24 protein-coding genes are annotated in these 15,358 nt (G+C 29.4%); 19 read left to right on the top strand and 5 right to left on the bottom strand.

Annotation, left to right across the window (positions count from 1 at the left end; all coding sequences use genetic code 11):
• Positions 1-118 precede the first annotated feature (118 nt).
• From CSUB8523_RS04985 to CSUB8523_RS04910, 16 genes are all read left to right on the top strand, one after another.
• Positions 119-508 (top strand): peptidase, M15 family, encoded by a 390-nt coding sequence (locus CSUB8523_RS04985; RefSeq protein ID WP_043019814.1) that lies wholly within the window; start codon positions 119-121, stop codon positions 506-508.
• 9 nt (positions 509-517) lie between these two features.
• Positions 518-853 (top strand): hypothetical protein, encoded by a 336-nt coding sequence (locus tag CSUB8523_RS04980; RefSeq protein ID WP_043019813.1) that lies wholly within the window; start codon positions 518-520, stop codon positions 851-853.
• The gene (locus tag CSUB8523_RS04975; protein ID WP_043019812.1) at positions 850-1,098 is read left to right on the top strand and encodes a hypothetical protein; all 249 of its coding nucleotides are present in this window, start codon (positions 850-852) and stop codon (positions 1,096-1,098) included. Before CSUB8523_RS04980 ends, CSUB8523_RS04975 begins: the two co-directional genes overlap by 4 nt.
• A 79-nt stretch (positions 1,099-1,177) precedes the next feature.
• Positions 1,178-1,492 (top strand): phage holin family protein, encoded by a 315-nt coding sequence (locus tag CSUB8523_RS04970; protein WP_039663905.1) that lies wholly within the window; start codon positions 1,178-1,180, stop codon positions 1,490-1,492.
• Positions 1,489-1,986, top strand: coding sequence for a phage baseplate assembly protein V (locus CSUB8523_RS04965; RefSeq protein ID WP_039663902.1), 498 nt, complete (start codon positions 1,489-1,491; stop codon positions 1,984-1,986). The genes CSUB8523_RS04970 and CSUB8523_RS04965 overlap by 4 nt, the downstream gene beginning before the upstream one ends.
• The gene (locus CSUB8523_RS04960; RefSeq protein WP_039663900.1) at positions 1,986-2,198 is read left to right on the top strand and encodes a hypothetical protein; all 213 of its coding nucleotides are present in this window, start codon (positions 1,986-1,988) and stop codon (positions 2,196-2,198) included. Before CSUB8523_RS04965 ends, CSUB8523_RS04960 begins: the two co-directional genes overlap by 1 nt.
• On the top strand, positions 2,195-2,485 hold the full coding sequence (locus tag CSUB8523_RS04955; protein WP_043019811.1) for a GPW/gp25 family protein: 291 nt from the start codon (positions 2,195-2,197) through the stop codon (positions 2,483-2,485). The genes CSUB8523_RS04960 and CSUB8523_RS04955 overlap by 4 nt, the downstream gene beginning before the upstream one ends.
• Entirely contained in the window at positions 2,482-3,639 is a 1,158-nt protein-coding gene (locus CSUB8523_RS04950; RefSeq protein ID WP_043019810.1) for a baseplate J/gp47 family protein, read from the top strand. The genes CSUB8523_RS04955 and CSUB8523_RS04950 overlap by 4 nt, the downstream gene beginning before the upstream one ends.
• Positions 3,636-4,256, top strand: a complete 621-nt coding sequence (locus CSUB8523_RS04945) for a phage tail protein I (RefSeq protein WP_039663893.1) — start codon at positions 3,636-3,638, stop codon at positions 4,254-4,256. Before CSUB8523_RS04950 ends, CSUB8523_RS04945 begins: the two co-directional genes overlap by 4 nt.
• Positions 4,256-5,296, top strand: coding sequence for a phage tail protein (locus CSUB8523_RS10400; RefSeq protein WP_235362525.1), 1,041 nt, complete (start codon positions 4,256-4,258; stop codon positions 5,294-5,296). Before CSUB8523_RS04945 ends, CSUB8523_RS10400 begins: the two co-directional genes overlap by 1 nt.
• A 12-nt stretch (positions 5,297-5,308) precedes the next feature.
• On the top strand, positions 5,309-5,821 hold the full coding sequence (locus CSUB8523_RS04935; RefSeq protein WP_043019809.1) for a DUF4376 domain-containing protein: 513 nt from the start codon (positions 5,309-5,311) through the stop codon (positions 5,819-5,821).
• Entirely contained in the window at positions 5,821-6,177 is a 357-nt protein-coding gene (locus CSUB8523_RS04930) for a DUF1353 domain-containing protein (protein WP_043019808.1), read from the top strand. Before CSUB8523_RS04935 ends, CSUB8523_RS04930 begins: the two co-directional genes overlap by 1 nt.
• Before the next feature lie 10 nt (positions 6,178-6,187).
• Positions 6,188-7,450 carry a hypothetical protein gene (locus CSUB8523_RS04925; RefSeq protein WP_043019807.1) on the top strand — a complete coding sequence of 421 codons (1,263 nt, stop codon included), beginning with the start codon at positions 6,188-6,190 and terminating at the stop codon, positions 7,448-7,450.
• Entirely contained in the window at positions 7,450-8,640 is a 1,191-nt protein-coding gene (locus CSUB8523_RS04920; RefSeq protein WP_043019806.1) for a phage tail sheath family protein, read from the top strand. Before CSUB8523_RS04925 ends, CSUB8523_RS04920 begins: the two co-directional genes overlap by 1 nt.
• 2 nt (positions 8,641-8,642) lie before the next feature.
• On the top strand, positions 8,643-9,152 hold the full coding sequence (locus CSUB8523_RS04915; RefSeq protein WP_039663878.1) for a phage contractile tail tube protein, P2 family: 510 nt from the start codon (positions 8,643-8,645) through the stop codon (positions 9,150-9,152).
• A 41-nt stretch (positions 9,153-9,193) separates the two neighbouring features.
• Positions 9,194-9,433 carry a phage tail assembly protein gene (locus CSUB8523_RS04910; RefSeq protein WP_039663876.1) on the top strand — a complete coding sequence of 80 codons (240 nt, stop codon included), beginning with the start codon at positions 9,194-9,196 and terminating at the stop codon, positions 9,431-9,433.
• Positions 9,434-9,544: 111 nt separating this feature from the next.
• On the opposite strand, the gene CSUB8523_RS04905 is transcribed toward CSUB8523_RS04910, so the two are convergent.
• Entirely contained in the window at positions 9,545-9,850 is a 306-nt protein-coding gene (locus tag CSUB8523_RS04905) for a hypothetical protein (protein ID WP_043019805.1), read from the bottom strand.
• Positions 9,851-9,891: 41 nt separating this feature from the next.
• Here CSUB8523_RS04905 and CSUB8523_RS04900 point away from each other — a divergent pair, with 41 nt between their 5' ends.
• The 3 genes from CSUB8523_RS04900 to CSUB8523_RS04890 all read left to right on the top strand — a co-directional run bounded on the left by CSUB8523_RS04900 (position 9,892) and on the right by CSUB8523_RS04890 (position 13,494).
• Complete coding sequence (locus CSUB8523_RS04900) at positions 9,892-12,093, top strand: phage tail tape measure protein (protein ID WP_043019804.1); 2,202 nt, start codon at positions 9,892-9,894, stop codon at positions 12,091-12,093.
• Positions 12,094-12,096: 3 nt separating this feature from the next.
• Positions 12,097-12,579 (top strand): phage virion morphogenesis protein, encoded by a 483-nt coding sequence (locus tag CSUB8523_RS04895; protein WP_043019803.1) that lies wholly within the window; start codon positions 12,097-12,099, stop codon positions 12,577-12,579.
• A 102-nt stretch (positions 12,580-12,681) separates the two neighbouring features.
• Positions 12,682-13,494: a DNA adenine methylase gene (locus CSUB8523_RS04890; protein WP_039663867.1), complete on the top strand. Its 813-nt coding sequence runs from the start codon at positions 12,682-12,684 to the stop codon at positions 13,492-13,494.
• Positions 13,495-13,525: 31 nt separating this feature from the next.
• Here the strand turns inward: CSUB8523_RS04890 and CSUB8523_RS04885 are convergent, their stop codons facing one another.
• The 4 genes from CSUB8523_RS04885 to CSUB8523_RS04870 all read right to left on the bottom strand — a co-directional run bounded on the left by CSUB8523_RS04885 (position 13,526) and on the right by CSUB8523_RS04870 (position 15,097).
• The gene (locus CSUB8523_RS04885; RefSeq protein ID WP_043019802.1) at positions 13,526-13,813 is read right to left on the bottom strand and encodes an ankyrin repeat domain-containing protein; all 288 of its coding nucleotides are present in this window, start codon (positions 13,811-13,813) and stop codon (positions 13,526-13,528) included.
• Positions 13,814-13,878: 65 nt separating this feature from the next.
• Positions 13,879-14,073 carry a hypothetical protein gene (locus CSUB8523_RS04880; RefSeq protein WP_039664819.1) on the bottom strand — a complete coding sequence of 65 codons (195 nt, stop codon included), beginning with the start codon at positions 14,071-14,073 and terminating at the stop codon, positions 13,879-13,881.
• Positions 14,074-14,089: 16 nt separating this feature from the next.
• Positions 14,090-14,410: a hypothetical protein gene (locus CSUB8523_RS04875; RefSeq protein ID WP_043019801.1), complete on the bottom strand. Its 321-nt coding sequence runs from the start codon at positions 14,408-14,410 to the stop codon at positions 14,090-14,092.
• A 57-nt stretch (positions 14,411-14,467) separates the two neighbouring features.
• On the bottom strand, positions 14,468-15,097 hold the full coding sequence (locus CSUB8523_RS04870) for a S24 family peptidase (RefSeq protein WP_039663861.1): 630 nt from the start codon (positions 15,095-15,097) through the stop codon (positions 14,468-14,470).
• Positions 15,098-15,358 lie beyond the last annotated feature (261 nt).

The following is a 15,358-nucleotide window of genomic DNA, read 5'->3' as shown; positions in this document are numbered from 1 at the left end:
AGAATGAGAGTTTTTTACTTTCAAATAATGATTTTTGCACAAATGTTTTAGCACAATTTTTTTCTATTTTTTAAAGATCCTTTTTTATTAAACTTGCAGCAATTCAAAGGAGAAGAAAATGAAAGCAAACCCTTATTTTAAACTTGATGAGTTTAAATGTAGATGTGGAAAGTGCCAACTGCCAAAAGGTGTACCAAGTGATGAGCTTGTGGATATTCTTTGTCAAATAAGGGAGCATTTTAACTCACCTTTAATTATAAATAGTCCATATCGTTGCCCTGAATATAATACTAAAGTGGGTGGTGCTCCAAAATCTCAACATACTATTGGCAGTGCAGTAGATTTTGTAGTTAAGGGTGTTAAAACAGAGGAAGTTCATCAATATGTTTTAGATAGTTTTGGCGAGAGAGGTTTAGGGATTGCTATAAAACATAATTTTGATAATTCTTATGCAGGTTTTGTGCATATTGATACGCGTGGCAAAAAAGCAAGATGGACTTATGCTTAAAGGTTTAAAATGCTTGATATATCTAAATTATTTGGTTTTGAAAAAATAGCTATTTTTGCCTTAGTTGTTTTAAGTTCTTTTTTGTTTTTTAAAAACCATACTCTAACTTTAGAAAATGAAAATTTAAAACTCAAGTCTTTGCATTTAAATAGTGAAATAAATGTATTTAAAGATAAGTTAAAAGAGCAAAACAAAGCTATTGAAAAATTAAAAATAGAGTTAAAACCCAAAGAGGTTTTAAAAGAAGTTTTAAAGGTTGATAAGGTTTTTATCAAGGATGAAAGCTGTCAAAGTAAGCTTAATGCTTATAAGGAGCTTTTTAATATCTTAGGTAGCAAGCAATGAGAATTCTTTATATAAAACTATTAATCCTTCCTTTTGTTTTAAGTGCTTGTGCTAGCAAGGATATTTTGATTAAAACTGAATTTAGCGAGGTTAAAATACCTGTTAAATGTCCTTTAAAGCTTCCTTTAAAACCTTTAAACAAGGGTGATTTAGCTAGTGCAAAAGAACTTAGCAAATATTATTTAGAGATTGAAAGTATTGCTAAAACTTGCACAGGATGGGATGAAAATGAAACTAGTTATTGAACTTAGCATTGCTTCTTTGTTTTCTAGCTTTGCTTTAGCGTTATTTTATTTGATTGAAATTCTTACAAGGAACTAGCACATGAAGTTAGAAGATATTTTTGTATATATAGTTTTAATGATAGTAAGCTTTATAGCAGGACTTGTAGGAATAGTAACGAAAAACAAGCTAAGTAAAGAGCTTAACATAAAAGGCAAGTTTATACTCTTTTTAAAAGGTATGCTTGGATCTATGTTTGTAGCATACTTAGTTTTTGAAATTGTAAGTTATTTAAATTTTGGCATAAAACTTAGCGTTGCTATGGGTGGATTTGCAGCTTACATGGGAACAGATGCATTACTTAAAATAGAACAGCTTGTAGAAAAAATAATAAGCAAGAAAGTAGAAAAACTATGAATGAGCTTGGCATTATTTGCGACATTAAAGACAATAAAGCAAAAGTTGCTATTGGAGAAATGGTAACTGATTTTTTAAGTGTTTTTCAAGCTTTTTCAAATTCTTACGCAGTGAGCTTTTCACCTTTAAGAATAGGAGAGCAAGTTTTAGTAATGCCTGTGCGTGGAGATTTAAATTCAGGTGTAATTTTACGCGGACTTTATCAAGAAAAACACAAAGCAAAAAACACAGATACTAATACTTTTAATATAGACTTTGAAGATGGAACACACCTAGAATATAACTCTAAAAGTAGCACTTTAAAGCTTGATGTAACTAAAGATATAAACATTACTTGTATTAATGCACATATTAAAGCAGAAAAAGTTTTAGTTGATAGTCCTAGTATTGATTTAGGACTTAATGGTGAAGGTGTGGTAACTACTGAATGTATTTGTGCTTTTACAGGAAGTCCACATCCACATGGTTCAAGCAATACAAGGAGTAAAATCTAATGGCAATTTCACAAGGCTCTTTAGTTTCTAAAATGGAAAATCATTTACAAGATCAAGGTTATTCAAGAGTAGAAGATGAAGATAATGGCAGAGGATATAGAAGATATTCTATGCCATTTTTAAGAGCCTTAGCTGCAGCTATTGTAGAAGAAATTAAAGAAAATGCCAAAGCAATTGACACAGTAGATGGTGGTAAGTGGAGTATAGAATGAAATTTATGGTTAGCATTGAAGAAAGTGTTAAAGACATTTTAATCACTCCTTTGGGTTCAAGAGTAATGAGACCTGAGTATGGTTCTTTGCTTTATACATTAATAGATAGAAAAATTGATGATGATTTTAAAATCAAACTTACTAGATATACAGCAGAGGCTATTTCAAAGTGGGAAAAAAGAGTAAAACTAAAAGGCGTAAGACTTAATGATTGCAAAGATAATAAATTAAACATTACCTTGCTTTTTGAAAATTATCAGGATTTAAAAGTGGAGCTTAGCAAATGAGTGAAATTTTAAACGCTAATAATGCATACTTTAAACAAAGCTTTTTAAAAGATATTCCTTATCCAAAAATCATAGAAGAGCTTGATTTTGAAAAGATTTTAAAAGATCTTGAAGAGCTTTTTAAAAGCTTTTTAAATGAAAATGTAGAGCTTTTAGAATCAGATCCTTTTAAGGCTGTATTAGAAGCACTTGCTTATAGAGAAATGATAATTAGAGCAAGAATTAATGAAGCAATAAAGGCTACATATTTACATTATGCTAGTGGAAGTGATTTAGATAATGTAGTAGCAAATGGCTATTTGATACAAAGGCTTAAAGGGGTTAAACCAACAGCCAAAGTAGAGTTTGAATTAAATACTTTACTTACTTATGATGTAATCATTCCAAAGGGTGCAATTTTTTCCAATGAAAATGCTGATATTGCCACCTTAAAAGAAGAGGTGATAATCAAAAAAGGACAAAACAAAGCACAAGGTATTTTAGAACTTGATGAGTTTGTGCAAAGTAAAGAAAGTAAAACCGAGTTTTTGCAAACCCCACTGCCTTTTGTAACTAAAATAAAACAACTTGAAAGTTTTAGTGGTGGAGCCAGTGAAGAAAGTGATGAAGCCTTAAGAGAAAGAGCTGTAATGAGTGTGCATAGATTTTCAACAGCAGGAAGTGAAAAAGGATATATCTATCATGCTTTAAGTGCAAGTGCCAAAGTAGCTTCAATTAAAGCTTTAAACAATGGAGCAGGAAAAGTAAGAGTTATTATTAAAAGTGAAGATAAAGCAAGTGTTGATGTGGTTAAAGAGTATTTAAGTGCAGATGAAAGAAGACCTTTAACTGATGAAGTAAGCGTGGAGTTAGCTAAGAAAAGAGAGTTTATTATAGAAGCTAAACTTTTGCTTTTAGAATTAAGTCGTGCTAATGAAATTAGCGAAAAAATCAATGCCTTACAAAGTGATTTTGATTTAAGTGTAGATTTAGCACTGGGATTTATTTATAAATGCTTACATCAAGATGGGGTTTATAAAAGTGAAATTTTAAGCATTAAAGAAAAAATTATAAATGAAGAAGAGCAAGAATTACCTTTAGCAAACATAATAATAGCTGATGATGAGTTTGCAAAAATTAGTTTTGAACTTAGCTATGAAAAGGCTATATTATGAATAGCTTAGTTTTAAACCACCACCCAAAACAAAGCAAAGCTATTGATTTAAGCGCAAAAGCAAGATTTGAAGATTTAAATTTAGCTAGTATCACAAATTTAGCACAGCATTGTGATGAAAGATTATTGCCAATTTTAGCAAATGCTTATGATGTAAGTATTGATGGTTTAAGCCAAAAAGAAGCAAGAATGCTTATATCTAAAGCCTTGCTTTTAGATAGATACAACGGCACTGCTTGGGCTATAAAAGAAGCTTTAAAAGCTGTGTTTCCAACAGCAGTAGTTAAAGAGTGGTTTGAGTATAGTGGAAAAGCTTATTTTTTTAAAGTTAAAGTAAGCACAACTAGTGTTAGCTTTGATGAAAGAACGCTTAATACTTTAGAAAGATTAATTTATGATTTTAAAAATGTTAGAAGTGTTTTAGAAGCAATTGAAATAGAAATAGAAAGCAAAAATGATAGCTTTAATGCTAGTGTAGAAATTAGCGGGGAAGCTTTAGAGATTTTACCTTTTCAAACTACACAAATTTCAAGCAAACAAAAATCAAGCTTTAATGCAATGGGTATTTTTATGTGTGAAATATCAAAATCAAATGTTGATTTTAAAGGAGTGTATTAATGTCAAAAAGCGAATATTATACTATTTTAACAAAAATTGGTATTGCTAAATTTATAGCTGCTCGTGCTAGTGGAAATGGAGTTAATTTAAAAAGCTTTAAATTAAGTTCAAAAGTTATTCTACCAAATGAAGAAATGCAAAGCTTAGAAGATGTTGTTTATGAAGCTAATATTAACTCAAAAAGCATTGATGAGAAAAATCCTAATTATGTTAATTTAATGTGTCATGTTCCAAGTAATATAGGCGGGTTTGAAGTAAATGCCATAGGTATTTATGATGAAGAAGGAGATTTATTAGCTGTTGGTAATACTCCAAGAACTTATAAACCATTACTAGAGCAAGGAAGCGCTAAAGAGCTTATGATTAAAGTGGTAATGGAGCTTTCAAATGCAGAAGAAGTTATCTTAAAACTTGATCCTAGTGTGATTATGGCAAGTCGTGATTATGTAGATGCTATTAAAATAGAACTTGAGCTTAAAATTAAAGCTTTAGAAGAAGAATTAAAAGCTTTAATTAATACAAAAGAAGATAAAGGAACAGCAGCTAATTTAGATAAAGCTTTAGAGACTAAACTTACTAATTTAATCAATAAAAAAGAAAACACAGGTGTAGCAAAAGCTCTTGTAGATGCTTTAAGGACTGAATTGCTAAAAAATATTGATTCTAAATACGCAACAAAAAACTTTGTTAGAGAAACTGTGATGTTTAATAGAGGTGTTTATAGACAAGAATCAATTAATCATGATGTTATGTATACAAATACTACAAGAAACCCATTATTAGTAAAATTTGAATTTTTTGTTAAAAAACACTATGGAGCTGAAATTCAAGATCAAAAAAGATTTCTGAGATTTTACGTGGATGATGTTCTTGAATTAGAAAAATCATATTTAAGATTACCAGGTGTTGGTTCAACTGCAAAACTAATCTGTAATTATTTTAGGATAGAAGCAAACCAAACATTTAAATTTATATCAACATATACTGATCCTACTTATGTCACAACAGGTGGTTGGATACGAAAAATGATATGGAATTAATAGGAGACATAAATGAGATATTTTAAAGATACAAATGATAATAACCAATTATATGCTTATGAAGATGATGTTAGAGATGAACAAATAAAAGTGGGGTTAACTGAAATTAGTGAAGAAGAGTTTAATCTAATAACAAATCCTCCTAAAAGTGAAGAGGTTTTACTAAGAGAGATAAAAGAAAACAAACTTAATGAAATAAGAGCTAAAAGAGATGAGGCTTTAGAAAGCGGACTTATTTATAATGAGCATACTTTCCAAACAAGCCAAAAAGATAAACTCAACATCAATGGAGCTGTAACTAATTTAATGCTTGATATGCAAAGTGGGACTAACTTAATTTCTGAAATTATTTGGATTGACAAAAACGATGAAAAAATAACTTTTACACCACAAGATTTTTTAAAATTTGCTTCAAGTGTAGCTTATCATACTCAAGAAATTACTTTTAAAGCTAATGCATTAAAACAAAAAGTATATCAAGCTAAATCTAAGCAAGATTTAGAAGCTATCGTTTGGGAGGAATAATGAAAAAAGTAATTTTAAAACCATTTAGCAAAGATAGATTTATACTTGTGCAAGATTATGAGTTTAGTTTAAAAAGCTTTAAAGGAAAAATACCCGCTAATTTTACAAGCAATGGGGCAAATATTCCTAGAATTTTTTGGAGTATTTTTCCACCAAACTCACCTGAATATTTAAGTGCAGTTGTTGTGCATGATTATTTATGTGAAAGAGCTAATTCTAGAAATGATTATAAATTAGCAGATTTAGCTTTAAAAGAAGCTATGCAAGCCTTAGGATGTTCTAGTGTTAAAACTTTTATTTTTTATCATGCGTGCAATAGCTTTCATGCAATTAAATGCTTTTTAAAAGGTATTTAAAGGAGTTTAAATGGATTATGGCATTTCTTATATACCAGAAGATGGACAAGGTAATTTAATAAAACCTCCAATTCAAAAACCAGAAGTAATCGATAAAGAATTTATAGAAGGTCTTATAGATAATAAACTAGAAGGAATTAAAGGTATTAAAGGCGAAAAAGGAGACACTGGAGCCAAAGGAGAAAATGGACAGAGTGCTTATGAAATTTGGCTTGGCAAAGAAGGCAATGCAGGAAAAAGTGAAGATGAGTTTTTAGCTTCTTTAAAAGGCGAAGGTGTTTCCAAAGAAGAATTACAACCTATAGTGGAAGAAATTGTAAGTAATCTACCACAAAAAGATGCAGGTTTTATCACTTCTTATGAGTTGCCAAATCCTGATATAAAAGCTGAAGTTGGAACACTAATAAATTATGTTAACGAGGAAAGCTCTACTATTTATTTATGCATAAGAAATCAAGGAAAAGGTTCAGTATGGCTTGATTTGTTTTCTAAGAAAAAGTTAGCTAATGAAGAATATACAAAAATAAAATTTAAAGTGAAAACTTTATCAGGGCAATATGGTGGTTGTTTGAGTGATGTGTTATTTGCTTTTTCTAACGGCTTTGCTCATACTGTAAAACTTGATGAGAGTTTAAGCACAAATTATGATGAAGGTAATTTTATTATACAAAAAAGTGGTTTAGGTGGAACTTCTAATGCCGCACAACCACAAAGAATAGATTGTCTTTCTCAAGTATTAACTAAAGATGAAGTTTTAGGAAAAATTAAAACAACTGGTATTTATAGATCTACTCATAATATCCATCAATCTTTAATGCGTTATTTTAATTTTGACAATACTGCTGCAAGTGGTCAATCTTGGACAACTTGTAGCTTATGGAATTCAAATGGAGAGTATGAGGTAGAAATCATACTTTTTAATGATGAAGTTCCTAGTAAGTTTTTTGCAAGAGGCACTGGGTATTACGGTCAAGTTTATATACATAGTTTAAGTGTTGAAAAGATTATCGCAAAAGCTGATGTAATTAAAGAGATTATTCCTTATGAAGTTCAAGTTTTACCACCTTTTGGCACTGCCAAAGAAAATGAAAATCACGCTGGATATATCTTTGATGATTATTATAAAGCTTATTATCAAAGTAATACTCATAGTAATGATGAGCAAAATAATTTATTTAGTAATTATGGTCAGTTTGCAAATTTGTTTTTAATTACACCAACAAATCAAAAAAACAAAAAGACAACAAAAACCACAAAAAAAGGAGTTAAATAATGGCAGCTAATTATGGAGTTAATTTTACTATAGAAAATGGTGCAGCAAGTGGTGTATCTATACAAAGTGATACACCTATAGGTATAGCTGGAGTGATTGAGGGTGCAAGTAAAGATATGATTTATGCTAAAGCTGGATATGAGAGTGCTCAAACTATGCCAATTTTTGCTTTTTCTAATGTAAGCAAGGCAAAAGAGTTTGTAGGTGATTTGATTAAAGAGCATAATTTACAAGATTTTAGACTCTTAGACACTTTAGAATGCATTAATTTACAAAATGTTTCTAATGTGATTATCATTAGTTTTTTTGAAAAAGATACAGAGGATGAAAACACTTTAGCAAATGCAAGTGAAGCAATAGAAATGTTTAAAAAAGCAAAGCATCGCACAGGCTTTGCTCCTGATTTAATCATCGATCCTTATTATTCTCATGAAGCAGGTATAAAAGCTAAACTTCAAAGCGTGGCAGAGGCTATGAATATTACAGCTATAGTAGATTTATATGCAAACAATGCTGGAGAAGCTATTAATGCTATGGAAAGTTTTAGTTCAAAAAGATTGGTTGCCACTTGGCCTTGGGTGCAAATTTTAAATACCCAAGGAAAATACACCTATGTTCCTCAAAGTCCAATCATAGCAGCAATGATAGCACATACTGATGGAGATAAAGAATATGGCTTTAGTGATTCTTACTCCAATAGAGTTATGAATGGAGTAACTGGAAGCGAGCATTTTGTGGAATTTATTATGGGTGAAGATTGTGATGCAGATAGATTAAGAAAAAATCATATTTCAACTTGTATTCTTTATGAGGGCTTTAGAACTTGGGGCGGGGAAAGTAGTGATGAAGATACCATATGGCAAGATTTAGCAAGAGTAAGAACTTTTGATCGTATAGCCATATCAGCCCAAAAGGCTTCTTTTAAAGCAATTGATAAAAAAGCTAGTGAGCTTTATTTTGTGAAAATTAGTGTTGAGGAAATGCTAAGAAATTTAAAAGGTGCTAAGGTTTTAATTGGCTATGATGTAGAGTGGGATGAAGAGCAAAACACTCCAAGTAATGTTAGTGCTGGTAAGTTTTACTTAAAAGTAAAAATCATGAATAACCCAATTGTAAAACAACTAACCATTAACTTCAAATACTCAGATGAGTGGAGTGATGATTTGATTAAAACTATGCAAGGAGAGTAAAAATGAAAAGAAGAATCGGGGAAGTTATACAAGAATGTAATGTTTATATAGATGGTCAGGGTTACTTAGGAGTAGTTAGAAATCTAAAACTTCCTGATATAGAGCAAGAAATGATAGAAACAAAAGGAGTTTTAAGTGCAAATTATGGTAGTGGCGTGTTAAAACCATTAGAAATCTCTTTTAAACTTTCTGTGGTTGATCCAGTACTTTATGCTGCATTTTTTCATACAACTTATAGCACTATTAAAGCACCCATTCTTTTTAGAGAAAGTGTGCATCAAGGAGGTGATAATCATGGAATTAGTGCTGAAATCATGGGTGAGTTTATAAGTTTAAATGAAAGTGATCATGAAAGCGGAAAAGAAGTTGAAGTTGAAGTAAAAATGGCTGTTCATTTTTATATGCAAAGAAGAAACAAAATACCAATTATTACTTATGATCATAAAAATACTATTTTAATGATTAATGGTATTGATTTAATGAGTGGTGTGCGCTCTAATTTAACTATTTAAATGCTGGTTAATTGAAATTTAAACATTAAAAGGAGTAAAAGATGAAAGAAAAACTAATTAAACTTGAAAATGGCGAAGAGTTAAAAATGAAAGCACCTAATGTGCGTGTTTTAAAAAATGCTACCAATAAAAGCGATAAAGAAATGGATCAAACTATTTATATGATAGCTACGCTTACAAATAAACAAGAAAGCGACATAGAAGAATTAAATCTTAAAGATTTTATGGCTTTGCAAAATGCTCTTAAAGATTTTTTGCAAGAAGCAGGAGTTATAGCTTAGAAGCTGTAGCTCTTATAAGCCATAGTTTAAATTGGGGTTTAAATGAGGTGTTAGATTTAGATTTGGAAGAATTTGAAAAAGCTTTAGAAATGGCAAAAGAGTTGTTAAAGGCTAAGAGTTTTTGATTGTTTTATTTTTAAAAGAACAAAATTTTAAAGCTACATATAAAACAAAGTCTAAAACTGCAATTAAACACCAAGTTGGTAAAACAATTAAAAGTGTAATAGGTGGCACAATCATCATTAAAATAGCAGTTATGATAATGCCTATAAAATAAGAAAAAATAAAAATAGCTATTGTATTAAAAAAACCATCATTTGCACTTTGATAACTTATTAAAAAAGCAGGTATAAGTGTTGTTAGTAATAAAGCAATGTGTGAAATCATATCATCGTTAATAAATTTTAAAACTTTCATAGCAAAGATTTTAAAATACAAACACTTAAAAAGGGTTGAATATGGAAAATGCTGGAAGTATTGGAATTGGTGTTGTTTTAGGTTTAGTGACTAAAAATGCAAGTGCTGTTGGTAAAATAGTTAAAGATTTTAATAATTTAGAAAAAGTAGCAGCAAAAACCAAACTCGGCATTAGTGGCTTACAAAAACAACTAGATACCCTTAAATTAAATAGCAATCTAAGAGAAGAATTAAAAGCTCAAAGAAAAGGATTGCAAGATGAAATTTTTACTTTAGGAAATTTAATAAGCAGTGGGATTGTTGGTAAAAGTATAAAAGTTGGAATTGATTTTGAAAGTGCAATGGCTGATGTAAAAAAAGTAACAGAGCTTAGTGAGGGACATAGTTTAAAAGATTTCAAGCAAGATATCATAGATTTAACTAAAAAGCTACCAATGAGTGCTGAAGAGATTGCAAAAATAGTAAGTGAAGGAGGAAAGTTAGGTTTAGCTAGTAAAGAAGCTCTTGAGTTTGGAAAAACAGCTACTGCAATGGGAGTTGCTTTCGAGATGGGAGCAGATGAGGCTGGTGAGGCCATAGGTGGTCTTATGGCAAATTTACAAACTGATGTAAAAGGTATAAAAGATTTAGGTGATAGTATTAATTATTTAGCAGATAAAGGTTCTAGTGATGCTAAGAATATAGTAGATATTATAAGTAGAATTGGTGGAATGGGCAATCTTGTAGGACTTCAAAGAGAAAATATGGCTGCACTTGCGGCCACCCTTGATGAAGTGAAAATTCCTGCTGAAGTTGCAGGAACAGCAATTTCTAATATGTTTGTAAAACTATCCACTGCGGATTCTTTAGGGGAAAAAGCAGAAGAAGCTTTTATGCAATTAGGGCTTAGTGGTGAATTTATGAAAAAAGCTTTAAACAAAAACTCTCAAGAAGCTATTGATCTATTATTATCTAGGATTAAAATGCTGGATAAAGAATCGCAAATAGGTGTTATGACTAATATTTTTGGTGTAGATCAAGGAACAATACGATCTATTACAACACTTATGAATAATTATGATCGTTACCAAGAACTTTTAAAAATGGCAAATTCTGAAGAGAAAAAAGGGTCTATGGATAAAGAATTAGCTAATAAATGTGATACAACAGCTGCTGCTTTAAAAATACTTGGCAATAACATTACTGCCATTGCAATTAAATTTTCAGATGCTTTGCTCCCTGTAGTTAAATCAGTAGCTTTAGGTTTTAGCTTTGTTGCTAATATCATAGATACCTTACTTTCAAATTTTCCAGTACTTAGTACAATTATAGCTACAGCTACCGTTACTTTTTTACTTGCAAAACCAGCAATATTAGCATATGCATTTGCTAAAAACTATGTTAAAGATTCCACTCTTTTATTCAAAAATGCCTTAATAGCAGCAAGAATTCATCTTTTAGCTTTTGCCAATTCTTGTAATATTTCAAAAATATCACTTATTGGTAAAGCTCTTGCATTAAAACTAGTAAGAATCAGACTAATAGCTAGTGTGATTGCAGCGATTATTTATAAAAAAGCTGTTATAGGATTAAACCTTGCACTAGCAAATCTTTCTAAAGCTTTTATAAATGTAGCAAGATATATTAAATTTTTAACCATAACAATGCTTACTAGTCCACTTGGTATTGCATTGGCTGCAATTGGTATTATTGCAGGAGTTATTATAGCTAACTGGGATAAAGTTAAGATTTGGTTTGTCTCTTTTATAGAATGGCTTAAACCTATTTTTGAGCCAATAGCAAATATTTTTAATTCTATTTGGCAAGGAATAAGCGACTTCTTTTATAGTATTTTTGGTGGTATGTTTGAGTGGTTTGGAGATAAACTTTCTTGGATTAGTGAAGCAATAGCTTCTGTAGGAAATTTCATAAATGATGTTTTAGGATTTTTTGGTTTAAATGATGATGAAGTCAAAGTAAGTACCAATAAACAAAGTGAAGAAAAGATTATTAATGCTTATGGGGATGAATTACCACAAACAAATGAAATTTTAGAAACAAAAAGCATCAAACAAATACCAATTAATTCTACTCCAAGCTTTAACAATGGCAGTATCAATGTAACGGTCAATGGTACTTTTAATATAGCCACAAAAGATGGTAATTTTAATATGCAAGAGTTTGCTACTGCTATACAAAAAAGCATATTTGATGCTTTAAGAAAACAAGAGCAAAATAAAATCAATACTACAATTTATGGGTAATTTATGAGCGATTATATAGAGATTAAAGGACTTGAAAACTTTTTTAAGGCTTGTGATAAATTAATAGATATGGATAAACATGGGCAAAGCATTTTAGCAGGTGCTGGAGAAAGTATAAGAAATGCTATCATAGATTCTTTTAAAAATGAGCGTAGTATTTTTGGGCAAAAATGGCAAGGTTTAAAACCAGCAACAATAAAACAAAAAATTAAAGAAGGAAAAAATAATGGTATTTTAAAAAGAGATGGTGAGTTAAGCAAAGAAACGAATTGGCAAAGTAAAGTTAGTAAAAATAGTGTAGAAGTTTTTAATAATATACAAAGCAAGAAAGGTTTTAAATATGGACTTACTCATCAATATGGTAGCAAATATATACCAGCAAGAGCTTTTTTACCAATAGATAATAACAATGTTTTACATAAAAGCGTAAGAGAAACAATTTATGAAGATACTAAAGATTTTATTAAAAAAATTAGCAAAAACTAAAATAGGAAAGCCATAAGCTCTCCTTTCTAAAAACTAGCAAAAGCATTATAACCTTCTTTTTAGAAGCTAGCTAATTAAATTTTATTTTAAAAGGAATTTGTTATGAACACTATAAACAAATTTCTAAAAACTAGCACACAAACTAAACCTACACAAACTAAATTAAAAGCCGCCTTTGCTTGGTTGGGTGGTAAAAACTATTTAGCTAAAGAAATCATTGCTTTAATGCCAGAGCATAAAACTTATATAGAAGTTTTTGGTGGAGCTTTGAGTGTTTTTTATCAAAAAAGTCCTTCAAAAATAGAAGTTATTAATGATATAAATAACGAGCTTATTAATCTACATCTTTGTATTAGAAATAAACCACAAAGCTTAGCAAATGTGCTTAATTCTATGTTAGTGAGTAGAAAGATATTTGCAATGATAAAAAATAAAGAATTAAAGCCAAGAAATGATATAGAAAGAGCTGCTTTTTATTTTTATCTTATTAGTACTTCTTTTGGATCAAACATGGGGCAATTTGCTATGAGCAAACAAAGAGCGCCAAAAAGATTGCTTAGAGATTTTAGCTTACATACACAAAGGCTTAAACATGCTAGTATTGAGAATAAAAGCTTTGAATATATTTTAAAAGAATATGATTATAATGAAGCTTTGTTTTATTTAGATCCACCTTATGTGGGGACTGAAAATTATTATAAAAACACTAATGGTTTTGGAATAAAAGAGCATAAACTATTAAATGAGTTGTTAAAAAACATCAAGGGCAAATTTATGCTTTCTTATAATGATTGTGAGCTTGTAAGAGAGCTTTATAGGGGCTTTAATATTAAAGAATTAAAGATAAGATATTCTTTAAATAATAATGTTTTAAAAAGAAAAGAGAGCAAGGAGGTTTTAATAATGAACTTTTAAGAATAAAGTTAAGAGAATATAATATTCTCTTTTACTTAAGCAAAGAAGCTAAAAATTCTAAAGCTTCTTTTCTAAAATTTTCTTTGTATTCTTCTAGATAATCTTTTTCTAAAATAGCTCCGTATTTTAATAAGAGTAAAATAGCTCCAAAATTATTATGATTAATAGCATAAAACATAGGTTGTTCGCCCATACATTCTTTAGTAGCACTCATACCGTTTTTAAGATACTCTAATACAACATCATTGTTGCCATTGCAAATTGCATTTATAAATCCCTTGCTAACACCTTGTCTTATATCTGATATTATTCTATTCATCTTATCTCCTTTTGTTTTGATAAGACAACATTAGCTTGGCTTAGCTGAATGTGTGCTGTTGTAAGCTATATTGTTTTAACCCAACTTGATACTACATTTAATAAATGATTATAGTCTTTACTTGTAGCTTCTTTGAAAAACTCATCTCTAATATCTTTGTCTATTTTAGCTTTTTTTAAAGCACTATCAACTCTAGCTAAAATTGAAAAAGCATTACCATCTTCTCCGACCAATTTAACTTTTATATTTGGATATTTTATACTCATTTTTAACCCCTTAAAATTCACAAAAAGTACTTTTTAATTCATATCTTTGTTTTTTGCTATTGTATTGAACTACAAATTTTCTACCGATTATATATCTTTCAAATAAAGGCACTTGTATAATGGTTTTTTCTTCATTTATTTCAAGTATTTTTGCGATTGAGTAAGAGTTTATACCCATATTATAAATAGTCATAAGCTCTAAGATATTATCTCTTACTAGATAATCTTTTTCTTTTAAAAGTCTTTTATACAAAATTTTAAATTCATCCTCTAAATCCTGCATGATTTTTTCTTTTAATTCTTCATCAGTATAGTTTTTAATCTCTTTCATTTTTTCTCCTTTTGTTGATTAAGCACACAATAGCTTGGCTTAGCTTATTGTGTGCTGTTAGATCTTAGAAAGCTCTCCAACTACCACGCCAATTAGCAAAAAATCTCCATTTTTATAAAATATGTCTTTATATAAAGGATTTAAAGAGTGTAAAATCACTCCATTATCTTGTTTTAAAACTTGTTTGATAAAAAGTCCATCTTTAGTATTAACTATGCAAATACTTTTATTCTTAAAAGTTTTATTTCTATCTATTACGCAAATACTTCTATCTTTGATAATTGGCTCCATACTCTCACCATAGCAAGTAATAAGCTCACAATCTTTTGTTTTAAAAAAATCTAATATCTTTTGATCTATTAATATGTTTTCAAAGTCTAAAATATCATTAATACCACCTCCACCTAAGCTAGCATTGGTTTTATATAGTTTTAAAATTTTATATTTGTATTCACATTCTAATTGATCTTTTGGAGAGCTTCCATAAAAGAAGTAATTAATGCTAATATTTCTTTTTTCTAAGAAGTTTAAAATGTGTGCATAAGGAATGGAGTTTCTAAATTTCATAGAATTAAAAGTGTCTGGGTGGATACCTAATTCTTTAGCTATATCTTTTGTTTTTAATTCGCACTTACCTTCACTTGCAAGTATGTCTTTTAACTTCTCAATTACTTCTTGCATTTGCATGTTCAATCCTTTTATTTTAATTTAAAAGAATTTAACAAAAAATTGCAAAAAGCAATGAAAAGATTTTATTTTGAAAGGTTGATTTTTAAGTTTATTTTAAAAAAAGTTTAAGTTTTATATGTAACTATCCTTCAAACCTTAAAGCTATAGATAGTTACATATTATTTTTATATAAAAAATGGTTAAATTATGATTATATAGCGTTTTATAAAGATAGTTACATTAAAAATAAAATATAAGTTTATTTTAAGTAAAAATGTA

The organism is Campylobacter subantarcticus LMG 24377 (assembly GCF_000816305.1).
Taxonomy (GTDB): domain Bacteria; phylum Campylobacterota; class Campylobacteria; order Campylobacterales; family Campylobacteraceae; genus Campylobacter_D; species Campylobacter_D subantarcticus.
The sequence above is the reverse complement of the archived record's forward strand: the minus strand, read 5'-3'. Positions and strand labels throughout refer to the sequence as shown.

Bases quoted from the DNA above. Each gene is read 5' to 3' on its own strand.
- CSUB8523_RS04895 (WP_043019803.1), top strand. From the start codon at position 12,097: ATGAGCGATTATATAGAGATTAAAGGACTTGAAAACTTTTTTAAGGCT.
- CSUB8523_RS04905 (WP_043019805.1), bottom strand. From the start codon at position 9,850: ATGAAAGTTTTAAAATTTATTAACGATGATATGATTTCACACATTGCT.
- CSUB8523_RS04885 (WP_043019802.1), bottom strand. From the start codon at position 13,813: ATGAATAGAATAATATCAGATATAAGACAAGGTGTTAGCAAGGGATTT.
- CSUB8523_RS04965 (WP_039663902.1), top strand. From the start codon at position 1,489: ATGAATGAGCTTGGCATTATTTGCGACATTAAAGACAATAAAGCAAAA.
- CSUB8523_RS10400 (WP_235362525.1), top strand. From the start codon at position 4,256: ATGTCAAAAAGCGAATATTATACTATTTTAACAAAAATTGGTATTGCT.
- CSUB8523_RS04985 (WP_043019814.1), top strand. From the start codon at position 119: ATGAAAGCAAACCCTTATTTTAAACTTGATGAGTTTAAATGTAGATGT.
- CSUB8523_RS04930 (WP_043019808.1), top strand. From the start codon at position 5,821: ATGAAAAAAGTAATTTTAAAACCATTTAGCAAAGATAGATTTATACTT.
- CSUB8523_RS04980 (WP_043019813.1), top strand. From the start codon at position 518: ATGCTTGATATATCTAAATTATTTGGTTTTGAAAAAATAGCTATTTTT.
- CSUB8523_RS04910 (WP_039663876.1), top strand. From the start codon at position 9,194: ATGAAAGAAAAACTAATTAAACTTGAAAATGGCGAAGAGTTAAAAATG.
- CSUB8523_RS04950 (WP_043019810.1), top strand. From the start codon at position 2,482: ATGAGTGAAATTTTAAACGCTAATAATGCATACTTTAAACAAAGCTTT.
- CSUB8523_RS04960 (WP_039663900.1), top strand. From the start codon at position 1,986: ATGGCAATTTCACAAGGCTCTTTAGTTTCTAAAATGGAAAATCATTTA.
- CSUB8523_RS04875 (WP_043019801.1), bottom strand. From the start codon at position 14,410: ATGAAAGAGATTAAAAACTATACTGATGAAGAATTAAAAGAAAAAATC.
- CSUB8523_RS04970 (WP_039663905.1), top strand. From the start codon at position 1,178: ATGAAGTTAGAAGATATTTTTGTATATATAGTTTTAATGATAGTAAGC.
- CSUB8523_RS04870 (WP_039663861.1), bottom strand. From the start codon at position 15,097: ATGCAAATGCAAGAAGTAATTGAGAAGTTAAAAGACATACTTGCAAGT.
- CSUB8523_RS04925 (WP_043019807.1), top strand. From the start codon at position 6,188: ATGGATTATGGCATTTCTTATATACCAGAAGATGGACAAGGTAATTTA.
- CSUB8523_RS04920 (WP_043019806.1), top strand. From the start codon at position 7,450: ATGGCAGCTAATTATGGAGTTAATTTTACTATAGAAAATGGTGCAGCA.
- CSUB8523_RS04935 (WP_043019809.1), top strand. From the start codon at position 5,309: ATGAGATATTTTAAAGATACAAATGATAATAACCAATTATATGCTTAT.
- CSUB8523_RS04975 (WP_043019812.1), top strand. From the start codon at position 850: ATGAGAATTCTTTATATAAAACTATTAATCCTTCCTTTTGTTTTAAGT.
- CSUB8523_RS04955 (WP_043019811.1), top strand. From the start codon at position 2,195: ATGAAATTTATGGTTAGCATTGAAGAAAGTGTTAAAGACATTTTAATC.
- CSUB8523_RS04945 (WP_039663893.1), top strand. From the start codon at position 3,636: ATGAATAGCTTAGTTTTAAACCACCACCCAAAACAAAGCAAAGCTATT.
- CSUB8523_RS04900 (WP_043019804.1), top strand. From the start codon at position 9,892: ATGGAAAATGCTGGAAGTATTGGAATTGGTGTTGTTTTAGGTTTAGTG.
- CSUB8523_RS04890 (WP_039663867.1), top strand. From the start codon at position 12,682: ATGAACACTATAAACAAATTTCTAAAAACTAGCACACAAACTAAACCT.
- CSUB8523_RS04915 (WP_039663878.1), top strand. From the start codon at position 8,643: ATGAAAAGAAGAATCGGGGAAGTTATACAAGAATGTAATGTTTATATA.